This is a genomic window from Streptomyces iranensis (assembly GCF_017874715.1).
Classification (GTDB): domain Bacteria; phylum Actinomycetota; class Actinomycetes; order Streptomycetales; family Streptomycetaceae; genus Streptomyces; species Streptomyces iranensis.
Genome location: NZ_JAGGLR010000002.1, coordinates 1 through 17,780 on the forward strand (window position 1 = coordinate 1; position 17,780 = coordinate 17,780).

Genomic DNA, 17,780 nt, shown 5'->3' on the forward strand with positions numbered 1-17,780 from the left:
TCATCACGATCAACGGTCAGGTCCTCGGCGAAGTGCCGGTCGCCGGTGGCGTCGGGCACGTACTTCACACAGACAACGATCCTCAAGCTCACGCCGGCTCTCCTACTGCATCGTCTCTACCGAGCTGCCTTGTTGCTGGCAGCATAGGCGCCTTCGGGGGCGGGACCCGGGCGGTACCGCGGGCGGTTTCCTGCCGAGCGGCCCATGCACCGCAGCAAAATATTACTCGTCAGTACACCCAGCTCATTCCCCGTACGCAACCCGCTTGAACTGTGACCTTGCCAACGGCGGTGATCAAACGCGAGGCGTACATGCCAACCGGAGAGGGGCGGGTCGGCCGCGGAGCGCGTGGCAGGTCAGTCGCGGAGCGCGTTGAAGCGCCCCTGGTGGTACAGCAGCGGACGGCCGGTCCCGGCCGCCGTACCCATGGTGACCTCGCCAATCAGCACCCGGTGGTCACCGGCGGGTATCCGGGCCACCACCCGGCACACCAGCCACGCCAGCACCCCGTCGAGCACCGGCACGCCCTCCGGTCCCGAGCGCCAGCCGGTGGCCGGTCCAAAGCGGTCGGCACCGCTGCGCGCGAAGGTCGCGGCCAGCTCCCGCTGATGCTCGCCCAGAATGTGGACACCGACGTGCTCGGCCTCGGAGAGCACCGGCCAGCTAGAGGAGCCGGTGCCCACGCCGAAGGAGAGCAGCGGCGGCTCGGCGGCCACGGAGGCGAGGGAGGTGGCGGTGAAGCCGACCGGGCGGGTGCCCTGGGCGGTGATCACGGCGACGCCGGAGGCGTGCCGACGGAAGACGGAGCGGAAGAGGTCGGACGTCGTCAGTGGGGACGTGCCGAGGTCGTGCGTTGCCGTCATGGAGTTGTCCTTCTGCCGGAGGTACGGGCGGGGGGCTGCGCTTGTCCTCGTTCGCTCACCCGCCCGGACACCGTGCGCCGGCGGTCCGCATCAGGTCCACGTACACACGTCCGTAGAGAAGGGGTCCAGGCCACATGCCGTTCACCCTGACCACGCCGGGTGCGGACCGTCAAGTGGGGCCGGGGCGCGGAGGCTCACACGGCATCACCCAGAGCGGCGATGACATCGGCCCGGCGCGGCAGCCCGGAGGCCCGCCTTACGACCCGCCCGGCCGCGTCGAGCACCAGCACGGTGGGGGTACGGGCGATGTCCAGCGTCCGGACGAGCTCCAGCCGCGACTCGGCGTCGATCTCGATGTGCGACACGCCGTCCACCATCGCGGCCACCTCGGACAGCGTCCGCCGGGTGGCCCGGCAGGGCTGGCAGAAGGCGCTGGAGAACTGGACCAGCGTCGCCCGCTCCCCCAGCTCCGCGCCGAGCTCGGCGGCGCCCAGCCGCCGGCTTCCGTCGCCGTCTCGCACCTGTCTCCTCCCGGTCGGACCTCCCTGGTGCAGCGTCCTGGGCGGCCCGGGAATTCCCCGGCGGCTCGCCGACGTGATGAGGATCTCTCGGCCGGGCCGTGCCGCGCGGTAGCACAAAGAGACGACATCGGGCACCATCTGCCAGAAGCCGGATACCTACGGCCGCGTAACTTCCGCCGGGAGAACCCTCCCCAGGCATACGACGAAGGGTCCTCGATGGCAGAGCTCGTCTACCCGCCGGTGATCGGCATCGCCCGCACCATGTTCAAGGCGCTCGATCTGCGCTTCGACATCAAGGGCACCGAGAATGTCCCGCAGACGGGTGGCGCGGTTCTGGTGAGCAACCACATCGGCTATCTCGACTTCGTCTTCTGCGGGCTGACCGCCCTTCCGGCCAAGCGGCTGGTGCGGTTCATGGCCAAGGAGTCGGTCTTCCGGCACAAGGTCTCCGGGCCGCTGATGCGCGCGATGAAGCACATTCCGGTGGACCGCGCGGCGGGCATGGACGCGTACAAGCACGCCCTGCGGGCGCTGCGCTCCGGCGAGATCATCGGCGTCTTCCCGGAGGCGACGATCTCGCGGTCCTTCACGCTCAAGAACTTCAAGTCGGGCGCGGCCCGGCTGGCGCAGGAGGCGGGCGTCCCGCTGCTGCCGATGGCGCTGTGGGGCACGCAGCGGCTGTGGACCAAGGGCCAGAAGCGGGCGCTGGGCCGCCATCACTTCCCGATCACGATGCGGGTGGGCGAGCCGATGGAGGCCGACCCGACCGAGCCCTCGGACACCCTGACCGAGCGGCTGCGCGGCCGGGTGCAGGAGCTGCTGGAGGCGGCGCAGCGGGCGTATCCGGTGCGGCCCAAGGGCCCGGAGGACACCTGGTGGGTCCCGGCCCATCTGGGCGGCACCGCTCCCACCCCGGCCGAGGCGCTGTCCCTGGACCGGGGCCGCTAAGCGCTCCGCGGGAAGTGGCGCGAGGTGCCGTCGTTCATCCGCGGCTGCGTCGTGGCTGGTCGCGCCCGCGCGGCGGAGCCGCACCTCGACACAGGCCCGCGCCCCTTCGGGGCGCCACCGAACCGCAGCCGACTTCCGCCGATCCGCTTAGGGGACGGAAGGCCGCAGGGCGGGCCGTGCGGCCCGCCCCGTGCGCTCGTTTCCCGGAAACGGCCTACCGGCCCATCTCCTCCTTGAGGGCCGTGAGGAAGCCGTCCACGTCCTCCTCCGTGGTGTCGAAGGAGCACATCCAGCGGACATCGCCCGCGGCCTCGTCCCAGAAGTAGAAGCGGTAGCGCTTCTGGAGGCGTTCGCTCACCTCGTGCGGGAGCCGGGCGAAGACCGCGTTGGCCTGGACCGGGTGGAGGATCTTCACCCCGTCCACCGCGCGCACGCCGTCGGCCAGCCGCTGGGCCATGGTGTTGGCGTGCCGGGCGTTGCGCAGCCACAGGTCGCGGGCGAGCAGGGCCTCCAGCTGGACGGAGATGAACCGCATCTTGGACGCCAGCTGCATGGACAGCTTGCGCAGATGCCTCATGGCGCCCACCGCGTCCGGGTCGAGGACGACGACGGCCTCGCCGAAGAGCATCCCGTTCTTGGTGCCGCCGAACGACAGGATGTCGACGCCCGCCGCGTTGGTGAACGCGCGCATCGGTACGTCCAGCGACGCGGCCGCGTTGGCTATCCGGGCGCCGTCGAGGTGGACCTTCATCCCGCGCTCGTGCGCGTGGTCGCAGATGGCGCGGATCTCGTCCACCGTGTAGACAGTGCCGAGCTCGGTGTTCTGGGCGATCGAGACCACCTGCGGCATCGCCCGGTGCTCATCGTCCCAGCCCCACGCCTGGCGGTCGATGAGCTCGGGGGTGAGCTTGCCGTCCTCGGTGGGGACGGTGAGCAGCTTCAGCCCGCCGACGCGCTCGGGCGCCCCGCACTCGTCCACGTTGATATGGGCGGACTCGGCGCAGATGACCGCGCCCCAGCGGTCGGTGAGGGCCTGCAGGGCGACGACGTTGGAGCCGGTGCCGTTGAAGACCGGGAACGCCTGGGCGTGCGGGCCGAAGTGGCTGCGCATGACGAACTGCAGATGCGCGGTGTAGTCGTCCTCGCCGTAGGAGACCTGATGGCCTCCGTCGGCGAGGGCGAGCGCGGCGAGGATCTCCGGGTGGGTGCCGGCGTAGTTGTCGCTGGCGAAGCCGCGCACCTCGGGGTCGTGGTGACGGCGGGCGTCGGTCCTCACTGCTTGGGGGTCAGCCACTGGCGGGTTCCGTTCACTTCCTGGGCGGGCCGGTCCCAGAGTCCGGTGATGGCCTCGGCCAGCTCCTTGACGTCCGTGAAGCCCGCGAACTTCGCGTTGGGGCGCTCCGCCCGCATGGCGTCGTGCACCAGCGCCTTGACCACCAGGATGGCAGCGGCCGCCGGCGGACCGCTCTCGCCCCCCAGTTTGCGGAAGGAGTCGGCGAGCGCGAGCGTCCAGGCCTCGGCGGCGGCCTTGGCGGCGGCGTACGCGGCGTTGCCCGCGGTGGGCTTGGACGCGCCCGCCGCGCTGATCAGCACATAGCGGCCCTTGCCGCTGCGCAGCAGGGCGTCGTGGAAGGCGAGGGAGGTGTGCTGGGCGGTGCGGATCAGCAGATTGTGCAGGGTGTCCCAGTCGGCGAGCGGGGCGTCGGCGAAGGTCTTGCTGCCGCGCCAGCCGCCGACCAGGTGGATCAGCCCGTCGACCCGGCCGAACTCCTTCTCGGTGCGGTCGGCCCAGGCGCGGGCGGCGCCGAGGTCGAGCAGATCGACCGTCTCGCCGGTGACGCTGGCGCCGCCGTGGGCGTAACGCGCCGCGTCCACGGCCTCGGCCAGCCGCGCCGGGTCGGCGTCGGAGGCGACGACGGTGGCACCCGCCTCGGCGAGGCGGAGCAGTGTGGCCCGGCCCGCGGGGCCGGCCGCGCCGGCCACCGCCACCACCGCACCGTCCAGCGGCCTCTCGCCCGGCTCGTTCGGGCTGGGGCTCGATGTCGGTGTGGTCATGCTCGCTGCCTCCTCGTCCTGCCCCGCCCGGGGGCTGTGCGCCGCCGCGGTGCTCATGCCGCGGCCGACAGGTCGCTGTCGGCCGTGATGCCCTTGGTGGAGGCGACCACGTCACGCAGCTTCTTCCCAAGCGCCTCGTAGAACATGCTCAGCGGAAACTCGTCGGGGAGCACGTCGTCGACGAGTTTGCGCGGCGGCTGGCTCAGGTCCAGGGCTTCGGGGCCCTTGGCCCAGACCGAGCCGGGGTGCGGGGCGAGATAGGTCGACACCAGCTCGTACGCCTTGAACCAGTGGACGAGCTTGGGGCGGTCGATGCCGTCGCGGTAGAGCTTCTCGATCTCGCCGCACAGCTGGTTGGTGACCTGCGAGGCGCGGGACCAGTCGATCTGCAGGGTGTTGTCCGTCCAGCGTACGACGTCGTGCTGGTGGAGGTAGGCGAAGAGCAACTGGCCGCCGAGCCCGTCGTAGTTGCGGACCCGCGCGCCGGTGACCGGGAACCGGAACATCCGGTCGAAGATCACGGCGTACTGGACGTCACGGCCCTGGGCGACGCCCTCGGCGTCCAGCTTCACGGCCTCCTTGAAGGCGGTGAGGTCGCAGCGCAGCTCCTCCAGTCCGTACATCCAGAACGGCTGCCGCTGCTTGATCATGAAGGGGTCGAACGGCAGGTCGCCATGGCTGTGGGTGCGGTCGTGGACCATGTCCCACAGGGCGAACGCCTCCTGGCAGCGGTGCTGGTCGGCGAGCATGTCCCGGATGTCGTCGGGGAGTTCGATCCCCAGGGCCCGGACGGCGGCCTCGCTGACCCGGCGGAACCGGGCCGCCTCCCGGTCGCAGAAGATGCCGCCCCAGCTGAAGCGCTCGGGGGCCTCGCGGACGGCGATCGTCTCCGGGAAGAGCACCGCGGAGTTGGTGTCGTAGCCGGAGGTGAAGTCCTCGAAGGCCAGTCCGCAGTAGAGCGGGTTGTCATAGCGGGTGCGCTCCAGCCCGGCCAGCCACTCCGGCCAGACCATGCGCAGCACCACGGCTTCCAGATTGCGGTCCGGGTTGCCGTTCTGCGTGTACATGGGGAAGACCACGAGGTGCTGGAGGCCGTCGGCGCGCGTGCGGGCGGGCTGGAAGGCGAGCAGCGAGTCGAGGAAGTCGGGGACGCCGAATCCCTCCTCGGTCCAGCGGCGCAGATCCGCGACGACCGCCCGGTGGTAGTCGGCGTCGTGCGGAAGCAGCGGGGCGAGCTCCTCGATGGCCCCGATCACCCGGTCGACGGTCGCCGCGGCGGTCTCCCGAGTGGGTGCGCCCTCGGCGTCGAAGTCGATGGAACCGTCCTTGGACTGCCAACGGCGAAACGTTTCGACAGCGTCCTTGAGGGTTGGCCAGGCCGGATGATCGACCACACGCTCTGCGGGCAGAACGACACCTTCAGCTATCACAGACGAAAGGATTTCCGCCATGACCACTCCTTCACCGAAGAAACTTGCGTATGACCACCGTATCTATGGATGCTCCCTCGCTCAAGCGACGGTGCGGGAAATCATCCTGCGCCACACCCGCACCACCGCAGTTTTTCCTGCCCCCATCGGCTCGGCTCATGCCACGGCCCCGCTTGAACGGTCCTGTCACGAGCGGCCGGTATGGTGTGCGCCGGTCCGGGCGGCCCGTCCGCCGCATGCCGATGAATCAGCCACCCCACTGCCTCCCCCGACCCGACGAAGACGACCCGGCGAAGGCCGTCGAGGGCCGTCAGAAGAGCGAGACAGCGTTGACTTTTCTCACCATCGGACACCGCGGAGTGATGGGTGTCGAGCCGGAGAACACCCTGCGGTCCTTCGTTCGCGCCGAGCACGAGGGCATGGACGTCATCGAACTGGACCTGCACCTCAGCAAGGACGGCGCACTCGTGGTGATGCACGACGCGGACGTCGACCGCACCACCGACGGCAAGGGCCCGATCAGCGACTTCACCCTCGCGGAGCTGCGTGGGCTGGACGCCGGGGAGGGTGAGCGGATCCCGGTCTTCGAGGAGGTCGTGGACGCCGTGGAGGCGCCGCTCCAGGCCGAGATCAAGGACACGGCGGCCGCCCGCGCGCTGGCCCAGGTGCTGACCCGCCGCGATCTGCTGGACCGGGTGGACATCCTGTCCTTCCACGACGAGGCGCTCGCCGAGGTCCGCACCCTGCTCCCGACCGCCCGCACCGCCCTCGTGGCCAGCCGCTACGGCCTCGATGTGATCGACCGGGCACATGCCGTCGGCGCCGGGATGCTGGTGCTCAACATCCGCAGGCTGACGCTGGAGCTGGTGGAGAAGGCGCACGCCGACGACCTCAAGGTCATCGGCTGGACCGTGAACACCCCCGACCATCTGAAGCTGGCCCGCGGCCTCCGCCTGGACGGCGCCACCACCGACTTCCCGGAGATCCGGCGGGCGGCGCGCTTCACGGCATGACGCACTCGCGGGCGGCATTCACCCGTATTCACCCGTATTCACCCGTACGGCGTAAGCGGTGCGAGACCTCTCGGGGCCCTCAGAGGGGGCTCAGCCGAGGGGCTTGATCAGCAGCTCGAACTCGAGGTCGGCGCGGCGCGGTACGCCGAAGCGCACTTCCCCGTACGGAAACGGGGTCATCCGGCCGGTACGGGCGTAGCCGCGCCGCTCGTACCAGGCGATCAGCTCCTCGCGGGCGGAGATCACCGTCATATGCATCTCCTTGGCGCCCCACTCCGCCCGCGCGAACCGCTCGGCCTCGGCGATGATCACCTTGCCCAGGCCCCCGCCCTGGAGCGCGGGCCGGACCGCGAACATGCCGAAGTAGGCGTGGTCACCGCGGTGCTCGAGCTGGCAGCAGGCGATCGGCTCACCGTTCCGCTCGACGATCATCATCCGGCCGTTCTCGGCCCCCACCACGTCCGTGACGTCCTCCGGGTCGGTGCGCTGCCCGTCCAGGATGTCCGCTTCCGTGGTCCAGCCGGCGCGGCTCGCGTCCCCGCGGTAGGCCGACTCGATCAGGGCCACCAGCCCCTCCACATCGGCCTCGGTGGCGGTGCGGAAGGTGAGCGGGTCGGTGGCTCGTACGGTGGCGTCCGCGGTGTCCATGGCGTCGGCGGGGTTCCCTTCGGTGACGGCCGGGCGGCCGGTGCGGCAACCGGTGGCCGGTGTGGGCCGGTGTGGCGGCCGGTGGCGGCAAATAGACCTTAACCTGCCCCGAAGAGGTCAGGTTGCGTAGGGTCGCGGGCATGGTTCACGTACTGAGCAGCCGCGTCCTGCTGCGGCCGACCGACCCCGAGCGCTCCCGGGCGTTCTACGGCGAGGCCCTGGGCCTGGCGGTCTACCGGGAGTTCGGAACGGGCCCCGAGCGCGGCACGGTCTACTTCCTCGGCGGGGGCTTCCTGGAGGTCTCCGGCCGCTCGGACACCCCGCCCGCCCCGGGCCTCCAGCTGTGGCTCCAGGTGGCGGACGCGGCGGCGGCGCACAAGGAGCTCACCGCGCAGGGGGTCGAGGTGCTGCGGCCGCCGAAGAAGGAGCCGTGGGGGCTGGTGGAGATGTGGATCGCCGATCCGGACGGACTCAAAATCGTTATCGTGGAGGTGCCCGAGGATCATCCGATCCGTTACCGGCCAGGGATCTGACGGCCGACAGCACACATGAAAAAGCCCCGCCCGGCGCCACGGGGGTGAGCGCACGGACGGGGCCGCTGTGGGGTAGTGCTAGCTCCTCTTGTCCTGAGCCTGGCCGCTACCACGCTCAGGGATGAGGAACCCCTTCACCGGTCGCCCGGTGCATTCTCGGAGCCCCCGAAGCGTCATCACGACGGCGCGATACCGAGGGTCAATCCAGTCTTTTCGCATCTCGAACCTCCTTCGGTGACGCTACTGCCGTCGACGGCCCGCTCAAGGACGAACCTCCGAGGTTCATTACTCCGTTGGACCGGGGTCCGGCGGCATCGGCATGATCGCGCACTCCTCCGTGTGCTGACACTTGGCCGCCACGACGGCCGGGTCCTTGCCGGGCGGGCCCCACAGTTCCGCGTCCACCTCGAACCCGAGCTGCGAGAGGCGGTCCTTCGTACGCTCCAGGATGGCCGGGTCGTAGTTCCTGGGGTTGTAGCCGGGCGTGTGGTGGACGTAGCCGCCCCGCCGCGCACACAGGCTGGAGTACAGGTATGTGTGCAGGATGAGCGCATGCCATCCCTCGTCGACGACCCGCGACGGAGTCAGGTTCTTCCCGGGGGAGCACGATGCGGCGATCACGAACTTCGTGGCCTCGTCAACGATCCGGCCGGCCATGCTCTCTGCCATGTCCGGATTGTTGTCCATGACGGTCTTGATCACGCCTGATCGGTCGTCGGTATCGAGCAGAGCTGTACCGTGGCTCATGCGCGTGCCTCTTCTCTGTGAGTGGTGCGCTGCCCTCGTCCCGGTCACCGGCCTCCAAGCACGCGACTGGGACGAGGCTGTTCACGGCCCCCGCCCCCCATCCCGTCGCACGTCACCGGGATTCGGAGCGGGGACCACGGTCCGGAGTCGGAGCCGACCTCCACCGGACCGCTTCCTGCCTGCCTGACTTTCCAGCGCCCGACAGGCAGGGGCTTGATGCGGGGATCCTGAGAGCGCCCCTTCCACACCCCAAGGACCCCGGCGGCGGCGTGGACACGACGCGTGGGAAGCGTCCGCCGCCGATGCCTGCCCCCTCCGCAGCCGGTGATCAGGGGGGGACGAGGAAGTCATCAGGCGGGGTGACTTGCGGCCTCCTGAATTCGCGCCAGCCGCCGCTGTCGATCCTCCGCAACCATGATCACGTCGGAGAGGGCCAGCTGAAGCAGCTTGATCGCGGCCTGTGCATCTTCGAGCGACGTGGACGGGTCCGCCAGGTACCGCGACGACGCCCTGATGGCTGCGCGCCCCCGGTCCTCGAACGTCACGGCGGCCCTTTCGCGAGGCGTCACGGCCGCGACACGCGAGATCGCCTCTCGTCGCGGCAGGTGGTCGTCCCTGCTGGGGAACCACGTCACGACATCGCCCCGTCGTGGCGGACCAGCGTCGCCCCCGGCCCGATCTGCGTCCCGCTGGCCCGGATCCGGCGCAGGGCCGCGTCTCGGGAGTTGGGCGGTGGCGGTGCTGCGGCGTCTTCCACGGCCACGCATGTCCCACCGATGTCGCTGACGAGCTTCCGCAGTTGGGCTCGGATCTCCAGGTCGTACGCGACCCGGTTCCAGGTCGCCACCAGGCACACGATGCGACGACCCTGGCCCTCTTGCCTCATCGCCGCGATCATGCCTTGCCAGAACGGCCGACGCTCACCCACAGCAGCGTCCCCGCGGTCGATCCACTGCCCCGCAACGTCCCAGCCCATCTCAGCCGTGTAGGCCCGGCAGATGGTGACGCGGGCGAGTAGTCGATCCGTCTGGCTGGTCTCCTCACGGTCGTAGATGAATACGAGAGATGGTTTCGTTGCGTCGCTGTCCATGCGCAAACTGTGGCCCTCTTGACAGGACGTTTGAACCTCTTGGGACGGGACAGCTAGGACAGCTTCGCGCTATGGTCCTAAGTGTCCTAAACGTCCGGGGGAGGAATCTTGAACGAAGCTCTTCGAGATGCTATGGCCGACGCGCACGTATCGCCCAACCGCCTCGCTCGTATGGTGGGAGTGTCCACCAAGACCGCAGAGCGATGGTTGAAGGATCCTAGTCGGGCTCCACACCCCGACACGAGAGCCGCCGTCGCGAAGGCGTTAGGAGTAGATGACGGCATGTTGTGGCCGAGGGCAGCCAGGTCGGTTGTCAAGACGGGGGCTAGCCGCGAGATCATCCAAGCCTATCCATACCGAAACGCCTGTCCCACGTCCGTGTGGGGGCAGTTGATTGACGCAGCGGCGCACAGCATTACGTTTGCTGGTTACACCAATTACTTCGTGTGGCAGGAGCAACCCCGCCTCGTCGACCGGTTGGCGGCTAAGGCGGCGTCCGGCTGCTCTGTGCGGTTCCTCGTCGGAGATCCCGACTCGGAGGTGACCCGACGTCGGGAAGAGATCGAAGGAGTACCGCTCACCGTCAGTACGCGGATCAGGATCACGCTCGACGCGCTGTCGAAGCTGAATCACATTGACGGTGTCGACGCTCGGTTCAGTGATGAGCACATTGCCCTGTCGGTGTTCAGCTTCGACTCCGAAATGCTGGTGACCCCGCACCTGTCGAGCCTTCTTGGTCATGAATCGCCGATGTTCCACCTGCATCGGATGGGCGACGACGGCCTGCACGACCGGTTCGCCGGCCACGTGTCTGCGCTCTGGGAGAGCGGACGGCCTGTCTGGGAGTAGTCGCCGGAAACGCAAAAAGCCCCCGCCGGATGATCCCGACGGGGGCTGCTGTATGTGATCATTTCGTCTGACGGTCGCCAACGGGACGGTGCTGGCACGTGCACCCATCGCCGACACACCGGGCATGGCCTTCGGGGCGTCGCTCGTCGGCCGCTAGCCACCCAAGAGAGCGGGAGCGGTCGTGACCGGGGGCGCGCACGATAGCGCGCGGCATCCGGGTTCCTAACTGGTGAGTCGCGCCCTGCGCGAGTTGATGTCCGAGACGTTTCCGGCGCTCTGTACGGGCGCCTGCGGGCGTGAAGTCGGGTCGTCGACCTTCAGTTTCAGGCGGGCTCTGTCCTCTGGCGTAGCGCCGAATTTGGCAGCCCTGAGGCGCACTTCGGCGGCCAGAGTCCACTGACCCTTCGCCCACATCGAGTGATGCATCAGCGCCGTGTCGACGAGGAACGCCCAGTCGGTGTCAGTGAAGGTCTGCGCCTGCGGCGACTTCCGCCACGTCAGCCACCACGCAACAGTCATGGGATGCCACTCGATGATCTCGCCAGTCTTGGCGTTGACACCCAGGGCACCCTCTGGCAGCTCGGGGCCGCGGAGTTCATCATCAGGGGTGATGACGGTCTCAGGGATGGCGTCGGCGTTGCGCCGACGGCGCTTGGCAGGGTCTTTGGGGGCGGGACCTCGTCCGGCCACTTCGGTACCTCCCGGGTCAGGAACGGCAGCGCCGTCCCATGTCGGGGGCTACACCGTCAGTCGATTGCGGGGGTATCCCCCTCATTGATCACCAGGCCGCCCACGGGCACGCCGTTGCGCACCAGGAGCGTCAAGGGGCGGTCCGTGTCCTCGTCTGCGTATCCGCCCTCGAAGTGGGTCTCTCCGAAGCCGCCCCAAAGGATCTGGCTCGGGTCACCCCACGGAAACACCGGGTTGTTAGACGCACGGACGCGCAGCTCACCTTTAGAAGTGAGAACCACGTCCCCCGGCTGCCACGTCGCGCCAAGGCTGGTGATGGTGTGTGCCTCGCTCATGGCTTCAGCATGCCTTGCGGGTCTGACACCCAGACGTCAGCTTGGAAACCACCGCGGAGAGGTCCGCGAGGATCGACGGGGAGTTGCCATGTCGGCGCCTCGTCATTGCGATGTAGCGGCCGGTCCCGTAGACCTCTACGGCCGTACCGTCGGGGCGTCGGATGCGGCGTCCCTGTCGGACGTTCGCGCGGCCCCAGATATGCAAGCCGTCGCCGGATGGGGAGACCTCTACGTAGGTGGTCCCTGCGTCACGGAGGATGGCTGCTGCCCACGGCGCCAGTCGACCCGTGAGTGTGTTGATGCTGTGGTCCAGGTCGAGACAGACGATGTCGTCCTCGTCGCTCAGGACGAAGCCCAGACCGACGCCGGCCGTCGAAACGGTGGCGTCCTTGTAGGTGCTCCACGTCCGCGGGTCCGTCGACGAGGCAGCCATGCCGGCCACCGTCAACGGGACCTTCGTGGAGGAGCGTCGGACCCACCTGTCGCGGGTCGTCAGCTCAATGGGGAGCGGGTTGTTCTTCGCCGCGCGGTGAGACGCCATGCGACAGCGGGTGGAGCAAAAGCGCGCACGGTGGGAGCGGCTCGCCTTCAGCGGCTCCGGGCACCGTGCGCAAGTCACGTTCTCCCTCTCCATGGCTCCATCCTAGCACGGCGCGTTACGGTAATACCCGGCTTGACCTGCGATTTTTCAAACCATCATCAGGTCCGGCGCGTTACGGTAAATCACCCCCGTACCGCTCAGATACCTCTAGGAAGCCCTGTGTGGGCGCCTCCCGGTCCGCCACGACCGACCATGCGCGCACGGAGTACCTGGTGTAGGTACTCGGGTGGAGCAGCCACATGCCAACGTCACCCACATCTGAGACTGCGATGTGCGCGTGTGAAGCGGCCATCTGCGTGTACGCAGACGCAGTGTCAACCGCATCGTCAGTCCTCCAGTGCTGGATGTGTAGACGTCGGCCGCTGTGTACGCACGCGCTTGAGCCCCGCTGCTGTGCCACCTTCACGTGCGCTCTTGCGCTCATGACACCAGCGACACAGCAACGTCAGGTTGCTGTCGTCGTCAGAACCACCGAGCGACGCGGGTATCACGTGGTCCACGTCAGTGCCTGGCTGGGTGCATCGTCCGCCCACCTCGAACACCGTGGTACACCGGTAGCCGTCACGGCGCTTGATCCTGCGCACGATGGCTGGCCAGTTCTTCGGGAGGCTGGCACGTCGGTTGCTGTTGGCCCACGCCATCACGCCTCCCTGGAAATGGAACAGCCCTGCGCGCAGGGGTCTTCACTGCGGCAGGGCTGGTCGGTACCTTCGAAGTGGAGCCCCTGGCCGAGCTGCGACGGTCAGGGTCTTCTTTGTTCTGGTCGGGATAGCAGGACTCGGACCTGCGGCCTCCCGCTCCCAAAGCGGGCGCTCTTCCTACTGAGCTACATCCCGGGGTTCTTCCGTGCATACTTAGCCTTCTCGGGCGGCTTGGGGAGCCGCTTACGTGATCCTTGGGGGGATTCCATGCGCACGTCCCGATACGCCGTCAGAGCGGCGTCTGTGGCCCTTCTCGGGGTTGTTCTGGTGGGCTGCTCGGAGAGCAGTGACGGGCCAGACGTCGACGGGCCGGCTACCTCCGCAGCTCCGTCGAAGCCAGCACAGAAGGCGGCTGAGGAGTCGCCTTCTCCATCGGCCTCCACGTCCGCGGCCCCGGTGATCGCCGTCGGCGAGACAGGCACGTTCGACGTCGGCGAGACGGACGACTACGGCGAGAACTACAAGGTGACGACCAAGATGCAGGTCACGGCCGTCAGCGCGAAGTACGTGACGCCGGCCGAGGTGGACACCACCAACAAGCCCAAGCAAGGCCAGTACGTGAAGCTGACGCTCACGCTGAAGAACGTCGGCAAGGCTCCAGCCGAGATCATGACCTACGGCATGATGCAGTGGGAGGACGACCAGACGGCCGCGCAGGACGCGAGCACGCTCGAAGGTGTCGGCGATGGGCCGGACCTCGATACGACGTACAAGCCTGGCCAGGCTGTCACGGGGTCGCTCGTCCTCGACGTCGGCCGTCGGGGCGGGAAGGTGAGTTACGTCGGTGGAGACGATCCGGGCAAAGGCCCGACGTTCGTCGTGAAGCTGCCGAAGTAGGAAGTCAGCTAGGCAGGGCGGCCGTCACCGCCAGGTGTCGCGCTGAGCGCGGATCGGTGCCCTGCCCTCTGTGCGCATTCCTGGCCCACCCAACCGGCACGCCAAGGGGCTTGCGCACCGCAGATCAACTAGGCAGGCGCCATGGGGCGGTCATTGAAGACGCCAGCCCTTCCGCTCGCGCCCCTGCCTAGGGTGTTGGACGTTGCGCCCGTCGGCTCCCGGTCTGCCCCAGGTCACCGACTCAGGCCATGCCCTCTGTGCGCCAGAGGCTTGCCCCGAGAGGTCCCGGAGTGCGATGGCGCGACAGCAATGCGTCCCTGACGGCTCCCGAGTTGCCTCGGGCCACCGTCAGGGGCGTCGTCCGCCTCCCCGCGGGAGACGGCAAGCTAGACCCGAAGGTCCGCGCTCCCCACCGTGGATTCGAACCACGATTTCCCGGTCCAGAGCCGGGCGTACTGCCGTTGTACGAACGGGGAAGGTGCTGACCAGGTCCCGCCGGTAGTCAGCGTGAGGGCAGCCGGGGTGTTGGCTTCCTCCCTCTACTTCGGGCGCGCGCTTCGAAGTCGCTGCGCGGGACGCCCCTCTGAGCTTCCGGCAGGGCTCGAACCTGCGGCCACCGCTTTACGAGAGCGGCGCTCTACCGACTGAGCTACGGAAGCGCGACGTCGGGCCGCTCCTTCGCCTCCCCGACTATCCCGAGTGCGCAAGGCTCCGACATCCGGGGAGGTGGATTTTCCTGCCGAAGCAGCCCCGTACCTGTCGACGGCTACGCCGATCACCGCGCGGGTAACTGTGGATTCCTCGCGGGTCGGCGGAGTTTGCTCGGTTGACGTGCCACAGGGACTAACCGGAGCTTGCGCATCCGTCATTGCGCTCGTGATCACGGCCGGATTCGAACCGGCGTTACGGCAGGCGTGGCCACTTGCCCCGAAGGGCGGGACTCGATCCCTACTGCATGCGGCGTCTTCGGCCTCTGGACTACGTGATCTGCCATCCCCCTTCCCGGGCTTCGAACGGGTCGAAGTCCCATGCACCGGGCGGGGAAACCTATGAACCATCCGGCGCCGCTCGACCGCGCTTCAAACCCGGAGGAGAGGACGGGGAGCGCAGGAACGGCGCCGGACGAGGGCGGGCAGAAGCGGACCGCCCGCCACTCGCGACGGTCGCCGTTCTCCTGCCCTACTACTGTTATGGGGCACAGATCTTGGTTTGGCACCGGCTGGCCGTCGAACGGGCCGCCCCGTCCTCCACCTGCAGAAATGCAAACTAGGGTCAGAAGGGTCAAACTAAGACCCTTTTTCAAGTCTCTCTAACGCGTGTAGAGAGAGTTAGAAATAGGGGTCTAGTTTGACCCTTTGACCCTCAGAATGACACCAGTGGTTGCTCTGCGTAGCAATTCACAGCCTCTCGCTTACGCTACACAGTTACCCATAGCGTGCCCGGGGGTAGCCACCGTTCCGCTTGACGGCCTGCGGGCGGACGAGGCTGGTCGACGAGGACACCGAGGAAGCCCCGACGCACCCACAAGCGTTATTGATCCGTTACCTTAGAGCAGCGCCTGATGCCGCGCTTCCTCCAACGCCTCCGCCTCCGGGTCACTGTGTTGCGCAACGTCGAACGCAAGCCGAGACTCATCGAGGGCATGTTTCCCGCCCGCACGGCTCTGCTTCACGAGCACCCGAGCCCCTGCGTCGAGCAGCATGTTCCGCTTCCCGGCGTCGTCTTCAGACTCCCACTGATCAGCGTATGTGCGCCCCGTACGGATCTCCTCTTCGACGGGAGGACGCCGCGGAGTTGCCTCCAGCTCCTCCAAGCGGGTCTCTAGCGCGGTTGCCTTCTCCTCCCACAGCCGACGACCCGCCTCGGACCTGAAGCGTCCCGACTGCTTCATGTGGGCTTCCAGCTCCGCCGACACTTCACCGATCTCCGGCCCCGGGTCGTATCCCGGGATCTTGCGGATCTCGATGACTTCCCAGCGCCCGGCGTGCTGCAAGAATTCGCGCTTGACGTATTCCTCTACCCACTCGGCCTTGATGGAGGCGGGAGTCTCGCACGTCACGCCGTGTGCGGCAGATCGGCATCCGTAGACGTTCGTCTTTCTCTTCCCGCTGGCCTTCGTGTAGTACATGCGGCCGTCGCACCCCGCACAGAAGATCACTCGCAACAGCAGAGCGTTGGTGTCCTTCCGGACGGCGGGACGGGTGTCTCGCGCCCTGGTCCCCAGAAGCTCAGCGATGTTGTCGAACTCCTCACGCGTCAAGATCGGCTCTGCTGTCGCAGCCACCGGACGCCCGCTCGCGTCACGCACCGGGACCCCTCCGTGCAACTTGTGCCCGAGCAGAGCCGGCGATCGAAGCAGAGAGTTGATCGTCGACGCACCCCACTTGAACCGTTCGACTTTCGTCCCGCGTTCGTAGGCTGGGCCGCCTGTCCTTCCTCCCGTCGCCCGACCCTGCTTCAGCGCCCAGTGATCTCGCGGGGTCGGGATCGGCGGATCATCAGAGTTCAGGCTTCGCGCGATAGCCGTGGGGTTGCCGCCCTCGATGAGTTCTCGGACGATCCGCTCGATCACCTTGACGGCATCGGGATCCGGCACAAGCGTCTGTCCGGCTCCGTCTGGCATCGGCGCCGGCATGTACCCGTACGGCGGACGCGCACCACGCCAGCGAAGCGCCATGGCACGCATAGCTGCCGATGCTCCCTGCACGCGCTCACGGATGGCTTGTGCCTCCATCTGTGCTGCGAACGCCAGGAGCGTTACCATGATTTCCGCAATGGGATCAAGCGGGTTGCGGAAGTCGAGCTTCAGCATCCCTCCGGGGCCCTCAGCGAACACAAGCATCTTGCGATACGTGCGTGCCCACTTCGCAAGCTCGTGCATGTCCGCCATGGACCTCACAGCGCGATCGAGGCGCCACCAAAGGATCATGTCGAACCGCGACGGCTCCGCGAGCCACTTGCTTAGCTCAGGTCGCTCGAACGGTGTCGTCTTAGATGCTGACACGTCGAGGTCTTCAGCCTCGCCAATGATCTTGGCTCCGAGTGCCTGTGCTGAACCTCCGTTAGCGGCTCGCTGGCGCCCTGGCGATGTCGTCTCGTCCGTGCGGACGCTGAGCCGGATAGCCGACAAGGCTTCGAGCTGCGTCGCCCCTTGTAGGACAGTCATGCACCCAGTGTGCCCTAATAACAAAGTCATTGTGGTCTGGACCGGACGGCGTGCGGATCGCGGTCGTGGAGGTCCCCGAGGACCATCCGCTGCGCTACCGCCCGTGATGCCTCCTCCTCGTGCCGTCGGCCCCGCCACGGCTCGCGGTGGCGGGGCGGGGCGGGCGACGCCGAGGGGACTCAGCCGGGCTGGCTGTTCTCCTTGTGTTCGCCCCAGCCGTGCCAGCGGTCGATCTCGATCCAGGCGCTGATCCGGTCGCGGTCCCGCCGCGGATAGTCCTTGCCCAGGTACTGCTGGGCCAGCCGGTCGATTCCGGCCAGGTCCTTGTCGCCCTGGAGCTCGACGACCCGGCCGATGAGGGTGATGTGGTTGTACCAGTTCGCCTCGTCGATCACGGTGAGCGAGACCCTGGGGTCGTTGCGGATGTGGTCGAGCCGCTTGCGGCCCTCGTCCATGTTGACCAGGATCCGGCCGTCGTCCCAGAGGTACCAGGTGGCCGTGGACACCGGCTGACCGTCGGACCGGATCGTCGCGATCACGGCCGGATTGGGCTTCTCGAGCATGGCGACCGCGGCCTCGGGAAGCGGTGGATTCGACACGGGCTCTCCTCCTCTTTGGACAGCTGTTCACGTCCCGTGGTGCGGCTGGGGCCTGCGTGATCCACGGGCCGCACCCCTCACCGTGCCACACCACTTCCTCGCGCTCCCGCCTACTCCGCCACTCCGCACGCCTCGCGCTCCCCCACTGCGCCCG

Annotated in this window: 20 protein-coding genes, 4 tRNA genes and 3 pseudogenes; 7 read left to right on the plus strand and 20 right to left on the minus strand. The window is 68.0% G+C overall.

Translation table 11 applies throughout. The features are described from left to right. From J2Z30_RS03540 to J2Z30_RS03550, 3 genes and pseudogenes are all read right to left on the minus strand, one after another. Window positions 1–92: pseudogene (locus J2Z30_RS03540) on the minus strand (electron transfer flavoprotein subunit beta); the annotation flags it as partial. A 264-nt stretch (window positions 93–356) separates the two neighbouring features. Next, window positions 357–863, minus strand: a complete 507-nt coding sequence (locus tag J2Z30_RS03545) for a flavin reductase family protein (protein ID WP_044579144.1) — start codon at window positions 861–863, stop codon at window positions 357–359. Window positions 864–1,057: 194 nt separating this feature from the next. Next, on the minus strand, window positions 1,058–1,522 hold the full coding sequence (locus J2Z30_RS03550; protein WP_078957080.1) for a TlpA family protein disulfide reductase: 465 nt from the start codon (window positions 1,520–1,522) through the stop codon (window positions 1,058–1,060). 78 nt (window positions 1,523–1,600) lie between these two features. On the opposite strand from J2Z30_RS03550, the gene J2Z30_RS03555 reads away from it, so the two are divergent. Further along, the gene (locus tag J2Z30_RS03555) at window positions 1,601–2,332 is read left to right on the plus strand and encodes a lysophospholipid acyltransferase family protein (RefSeq protein WP_044579140.1); all 732 of its coding nucleotides are present in this window, start codon (window positions 1,601–1,603) and stop codon (window positions 2,330–2,332) included. 214 nt (window positions 2,333–2,546) lie between these two features. Here the strand turns inward: J2Z30_RS03555 and J2Z30_RS03560 are convergent, their stop codons facing one another. Genes J2Z30_RS03560 through J2Z30_RS03570 form a run of 3 tightly spaced genes read right to left on the minus strand, consistent with a single transcriptional unit; the run spans window position 2,547 to window position 5,838 of the window. Next, window positions 2,547–3,608 carry a threonine aldolase family protein gene (locus tag J2Z30_RS03560; RefSeq protein ID WP_209468544.1) on the minus strand — a complete coding sequence of 354 codons (1,062 nt, stop codon included), beginning with the start codon at window positions 3,606–3,608 and terminating at the stop codon, window positions 2,547–2,549. Then, the gene (locus tag J2Z30_RS03565) at window positions 3,605–4,387 is read right to left on the minus strand and encodes an SDR family NAD(P)-dependent oxidoreductase (RefSeq protein WP_078957079.1); all 783 of its coding nucleotides are present in this window, start codon (window positions 4,385–4,387) and stop codon (window positions 3,605–3,607) included. Before J2Z30_RS03565 ends, J2Z30_RS03560 begins: the two co-directional genes overlap by 4 nt. A gap of 53 nt (window positions 4,388–4,440) precedes the next feature. Further along, on the minus strand, window positions 4,441–5,838 hold the full coding sequence (locus J2Z30_RS03570; protein WP_078957078.1) for a DUF6421 family protein: 1,398 nt from the start codon (window positions 5,836–5,838) through the stop codon (window positions 4,441–4,443). Between the two features lie 308 nt (window positions 5,839–6,146). Here J2Z30_RS03570 and J2Z30_RS03575 point away from each other — a divergent pair, with 308 nt between their 5' ends. Further along, on the plus strand, window positions 6,147–6,830 hold the full coding sequence (locus J2Z30_RS03575) for a glycerophosphodiester phosphodiesterase (protein ID WP_044579134.1): 684 nt from the start codon (window positions 6,147–6,149) through the stop codon (window positions 6,828–6,830). A 90-nt stretch (window positions 6,831–6,920) separates the two neighbouring features. Here the strand turns inward: J2Z30_RS03575 and J2Z30_RS03580 are convergent, their stop codons facing one another. Then, a complete protein-coding gene (locus J2Z30_RS03580) occupies window positions 6,921–7,478 on the minus strand; it encodes a GNAT family N-acetyltransferase (protein WP_044579133.1) in 558 nt (185 codons plus the stop codon). Window positions 7,479–7,618: 140 nt separating this feature from the next. On the opposite strand from J2Z30_RS03580, the gene J2Z30_RS03585 reads away from it, so the two are divergent. Further along, window positions 7,619–8,011, plus strand: a complete 393-nt coding sequence (locus tag J2Z30_RS03585) for a VOC family protein (protein ID WP_044579132.1) — start codon at window positions 7,619–7,621, stop codon at window positions 8,009–8,011. Between the two features lie 285 nt (window positions 8,012–8,296). Here the strand turns inward: J2Z30_RS03585 and J2Z30_RS03590 are convergent, their stop codons facing one another. From J2Z30_RS03590 to J2Z30_RS03600, 3 genes are all read right to left on the minus strand, one after another. Beyond that, window positions 8,297–8,758, minus strand: coding sequence for a glycine-rich domain-containing protein (locus J2Z30_RS03590; protein ID WP_044579130.1), 462 nt, complete (start codon window positions 8,756–8,758; stop codon window positions 8,297–8,299). A gap of 350 nt (window positions 8,759–9,108) precedes the next feature. Continuing rightward, window positions 9,109–9,303: a hypothetical protein gene (locus tag J2Z30_RS03595; protein WP_209468545.1), complete on the minus strand. Its 195-nt coding sequence runs from the start codon at window positions 9,301–9,303 to the stop codon at window positions 9,109–9,111. Between the two features lie 86 nt (window positions 9,304–9,389). Beyond that, a complete protein-coding gene (locus tag J2Z30_RS03600) occupies window positions 9,390–9,848 on the minus strand; it encodes a recombinase family protein (RefSeq protein ID WP_052701743.1) in 459 nt (152 codons plus the stop codon). A gap of 132 nt (window positions 9,849–9,980) precedes the next feature. Between J2Z30_RS03600 and J2Z30_RS51630 the strand changes: the two are divergent. After that, window positions 9,981–10,112 (plus strand): annotated as a pseudogene (locus J2Z30_RS51630) (helix-turn-helix domain-containing protein); the annotation flags it as partial. A gap of 18 nt (window positions 10,113–10,130) precedes the next feature. After that, window positions 10,131–10,697: a hypothetical protein gene (locus tag J2Z30_RS49305; protein ID WP_078957077.1), complete on the plus strand. Its 567-nt coding sequence runs from the start codon at window positions 10,131–10,133 to the stop codon at window positions 10,695–10,697. Between the two features lie 222 nt (window positions 10,698–10,919). Here J2Z30_RS49305 and J2Z30_RS03610 read toward each other — a convergent pair whose 3' ends face one another. The 5 genes from J2Z30_RS03610 to J2Z30_RS03630 form a co-directional block, all read right to left on the minus strand. Beyond that, entirely contained in the window at window positions 10,920–11,387 is a 468-nt protein-coding gene (locus J2Z30_RS03610; RefSeq protein ID WP_044579125.1) for a phage terminase small subunit, read from the minus strand. A 56-nt stretch (window positions 11,388–11,443) separates the two neighbouring features. Continuing rightward, window positions 11,444–11,722: a hypothetical protein gene (locus J2Z30_RS03615; RefSeq protein WP_044579123.1), complete on the minus strand. Its 279-nt coding sequence runs from the start codon at window positions 11,720–11,722 to the stop codon at window positions 11,444–11,446. A 4-nt stretch (window positions 11,723–11,726) separates the two neighbouring features. Continuing rightward, on the minus strand, window positions 11,727–12,356 hold the full coding sequence (locus tag J2Z30_RS03620) for a bifunctional DNA primase/polymerase (protein WP_044579121.1): 630 nt from the start codon (window positions 12,354–12,356) through the stop codon (window positions 11,727–11,729). A 293-nt stretch (window positions 12,357–12,649) separates the two neighbouring features. Beyond that, window positions 12,650–12,964 (minus strand): HNH endonuclease, encoded by a 315-nt coding sequence (locus tag J2Z30_RS03625; protein ID WP_044579119.1) that lies wholly within the window; start codon window positions 12,962–12,964, stop codon window positions 12,650–12,652. 119 nt (window positions 12,965–13,083) lie between these two features. Further along, window positions 13,084–13,159, minus strand: a tRNA-Pro gene (locus J2Z30_RS03630). 72 nt (window positions 13,160–13,231) lie between these two features. Here J2Z30_RS03630 and J2Z30_RS03635 point away from each other — a divergent pair. Then, entirely contained in the window at window positions 13,232–13,861 is a 630-nt protein-coding gene (locus J2Z30_RS03635; RefSeq protein WP_078957076.1) for a DUF4352 domain-containing protein, read from the plus strand. A 405-nt stretch (window positions 13,862–14,266) separates the two neighbouring features. Here the strand turns inward: J2Z30_RS03635 and J2Z30_RS03640 are convergent. The 4 genes from J2Z30_RS03640 to J2Z30_RS03655 form a co-directional block, all read right to left on the minus strand. Further along, a tRNA-Gln gene (locus tag J2Z30_RS03640) sits at window positions 14,267–14,337 on the minus strand. Between the two features lie 110 nt (window positions 14,338–14,447). Next, window positions 14,448–14,520: transfer RNA gene (locus J2Z30_RS03645), tRNA-Thr, on the minus strand. A gap of 218 nt (window positions 14,521–14,738) precedes the next feature. Continuing rightward, window positions 14,739–14,849: transfer RNA gene (locus tag J2Z30_RS03650), tRNA-OTHER, on the minus strand. A 558-nt stretch (window positions 14,850–15,407) separates the two neighbouring features. Further along, window positions 15,408–17,027 carry a recombinase family protein gene (locus tag J2Z30_RS03655; protein WP_044579116.1) on the minus strand — a complete coding sequence of 540 codons (1,620 nt, stop codon included), beginning with the start codon at window positions 17,025–17,027 and terminating at the stop codon, window positions 15,408–15,410. Between the two features lie 29 nt (window positions 17,028–17,056). Here J2Z30_RS03655 and J2Z30_RS51270 point away from each other — a divergent pair. Beyond that, window positions 17,057–17,134, plus strand: a pseudogene (locus J2Z30_RS51270) (VOC family protein); the annotation flags it as partial. A gap of 72 nt (window positions 17,135–17,206) precedes the next feature. Here the strand turns inward: J2Z30_RS51270 and J2Z30_RS03660 are convergent. After that, on the minus strand, window positions 17,207–17,626 hold the full coding sequence (locus J2Z30_RS03660; RefSeq protein WP_044579114.1) for a PPOX class F420-dependent oxidoreductase: 420 nt from the start codon (window positions 17,624–17,626) through the stop codon (window positions 17,207–17,209). Between the last annotated feature and the right edge of the window lie 154 nt (window positions 17,627–17,780).

Bases quoted from the DNA above. Each gene is read 5' to 3' on its own strand.
- J2Z30_RS03545 (WP_044579144.1), bottom strand. From the start codon at position 863: ATGACGGCAACGCACGACCTCGGCACGTCCCCACTGACGACGTCCGAC.
- J2Z30_RS03550 (WP_078957080.1), bottom strand. From the start codon at position 1,522: ATGGTGCCCGATGTCGTCTCTTTGTGCTACCGCGCGGCACGGCCCGGC.
- J2Z30_RS03555 (WP_044579140.1), top strand. From the start codon at position 1,601: ATGGCAGAGCTCGTCTACCCGCCGGTGATCGGCATCGCCCGCACCATG.
- J2Z30_RS03565 (WP_078957079.1), bottom strand. From the start codon at position 4,387: ATGACCACACCGACATCGAGCCCCAGCCCGAACGAGCCGGGCGAGAGG.
- J2Z30_RS03570 (WP_078957078.1), bottom strand. From the start codon at position 5,838: ATGGCGGAAATCCTTTCGTCTGTGATAGCTGAAGGTGTCGTTCTGCCC.
- J2Z30_RS03580 (WP_044579133.1), bottom strand. From the start codon at position 7,478: ATGGACACCGCGGACGCCACCGTACGAGCCACCGACCCGCTCACCTTC.
- J2Z30_RS03585 (WP_044579132.1), top strand. From the start codon at position 7,619: ATGGTTCACGTACTGAGCAGCCGCGTCCTGCTGCGGCCGACCGACCCC.
- J2Z30_RS03590 (WP_044579130.1), bottom strand. From the start codon at position 8,758: ATGAGCCACGGTACAGCTCTGCTCGATACCGACGACCGATCAGGCGTG.
- J2Z30_RS03600 (WP_052701743.1), bottom strand. From the start codon at position 9,848: ATGGACAGCGACGCAACGAAACCATCTCTCGTATTCATCTACGACCGT.
- J2Z30_RS49305 (WP_078957077.1), top strand. From the start codon at position 10,131: ATGTTGTGGCCGAGGGCAGCCAGGTCGGTTGTCAAGACGGGGGCTAGC.
- J2Z30_RS03615 (WP_044579123.1), bottom strand. From the start codon at position 11,722: ATGAGCGAGGCACACACCATCACCAGCCTTGGCGCGACGTGGCAGCCG.
- J2Z30_RS03620 (WP_044579121.1), bottom strand. From the start codon at position 12,356: ATGGAGAGGGAGAACGTGACTTGCGCACGGTGCCCGGAGCCGCTGAAG.
- J2Z30_RS03625 (WP_044579119.1), bottom strand. From the start codon at position 12,964: ATGGCGTGGGCCAACAGCAACCGACGTGCCAGCCTCCCGAAGAACTGG.
- J2Z30_RS03635 (WP_078957076.1), top strand. From the start codon at position 13,232: ATGCGCACGTCCCGATACGCCGTCAGAGCGGCGTCTGTGGCCCTTCTC.
- J2Z30_RS03655 (WP_044579116.1), bottom strand. From the start codon at position 17,027: ATGACTGTCCTACAAGGGGCGACGCAGCTCGAAGCCTTGTCGGCTATC.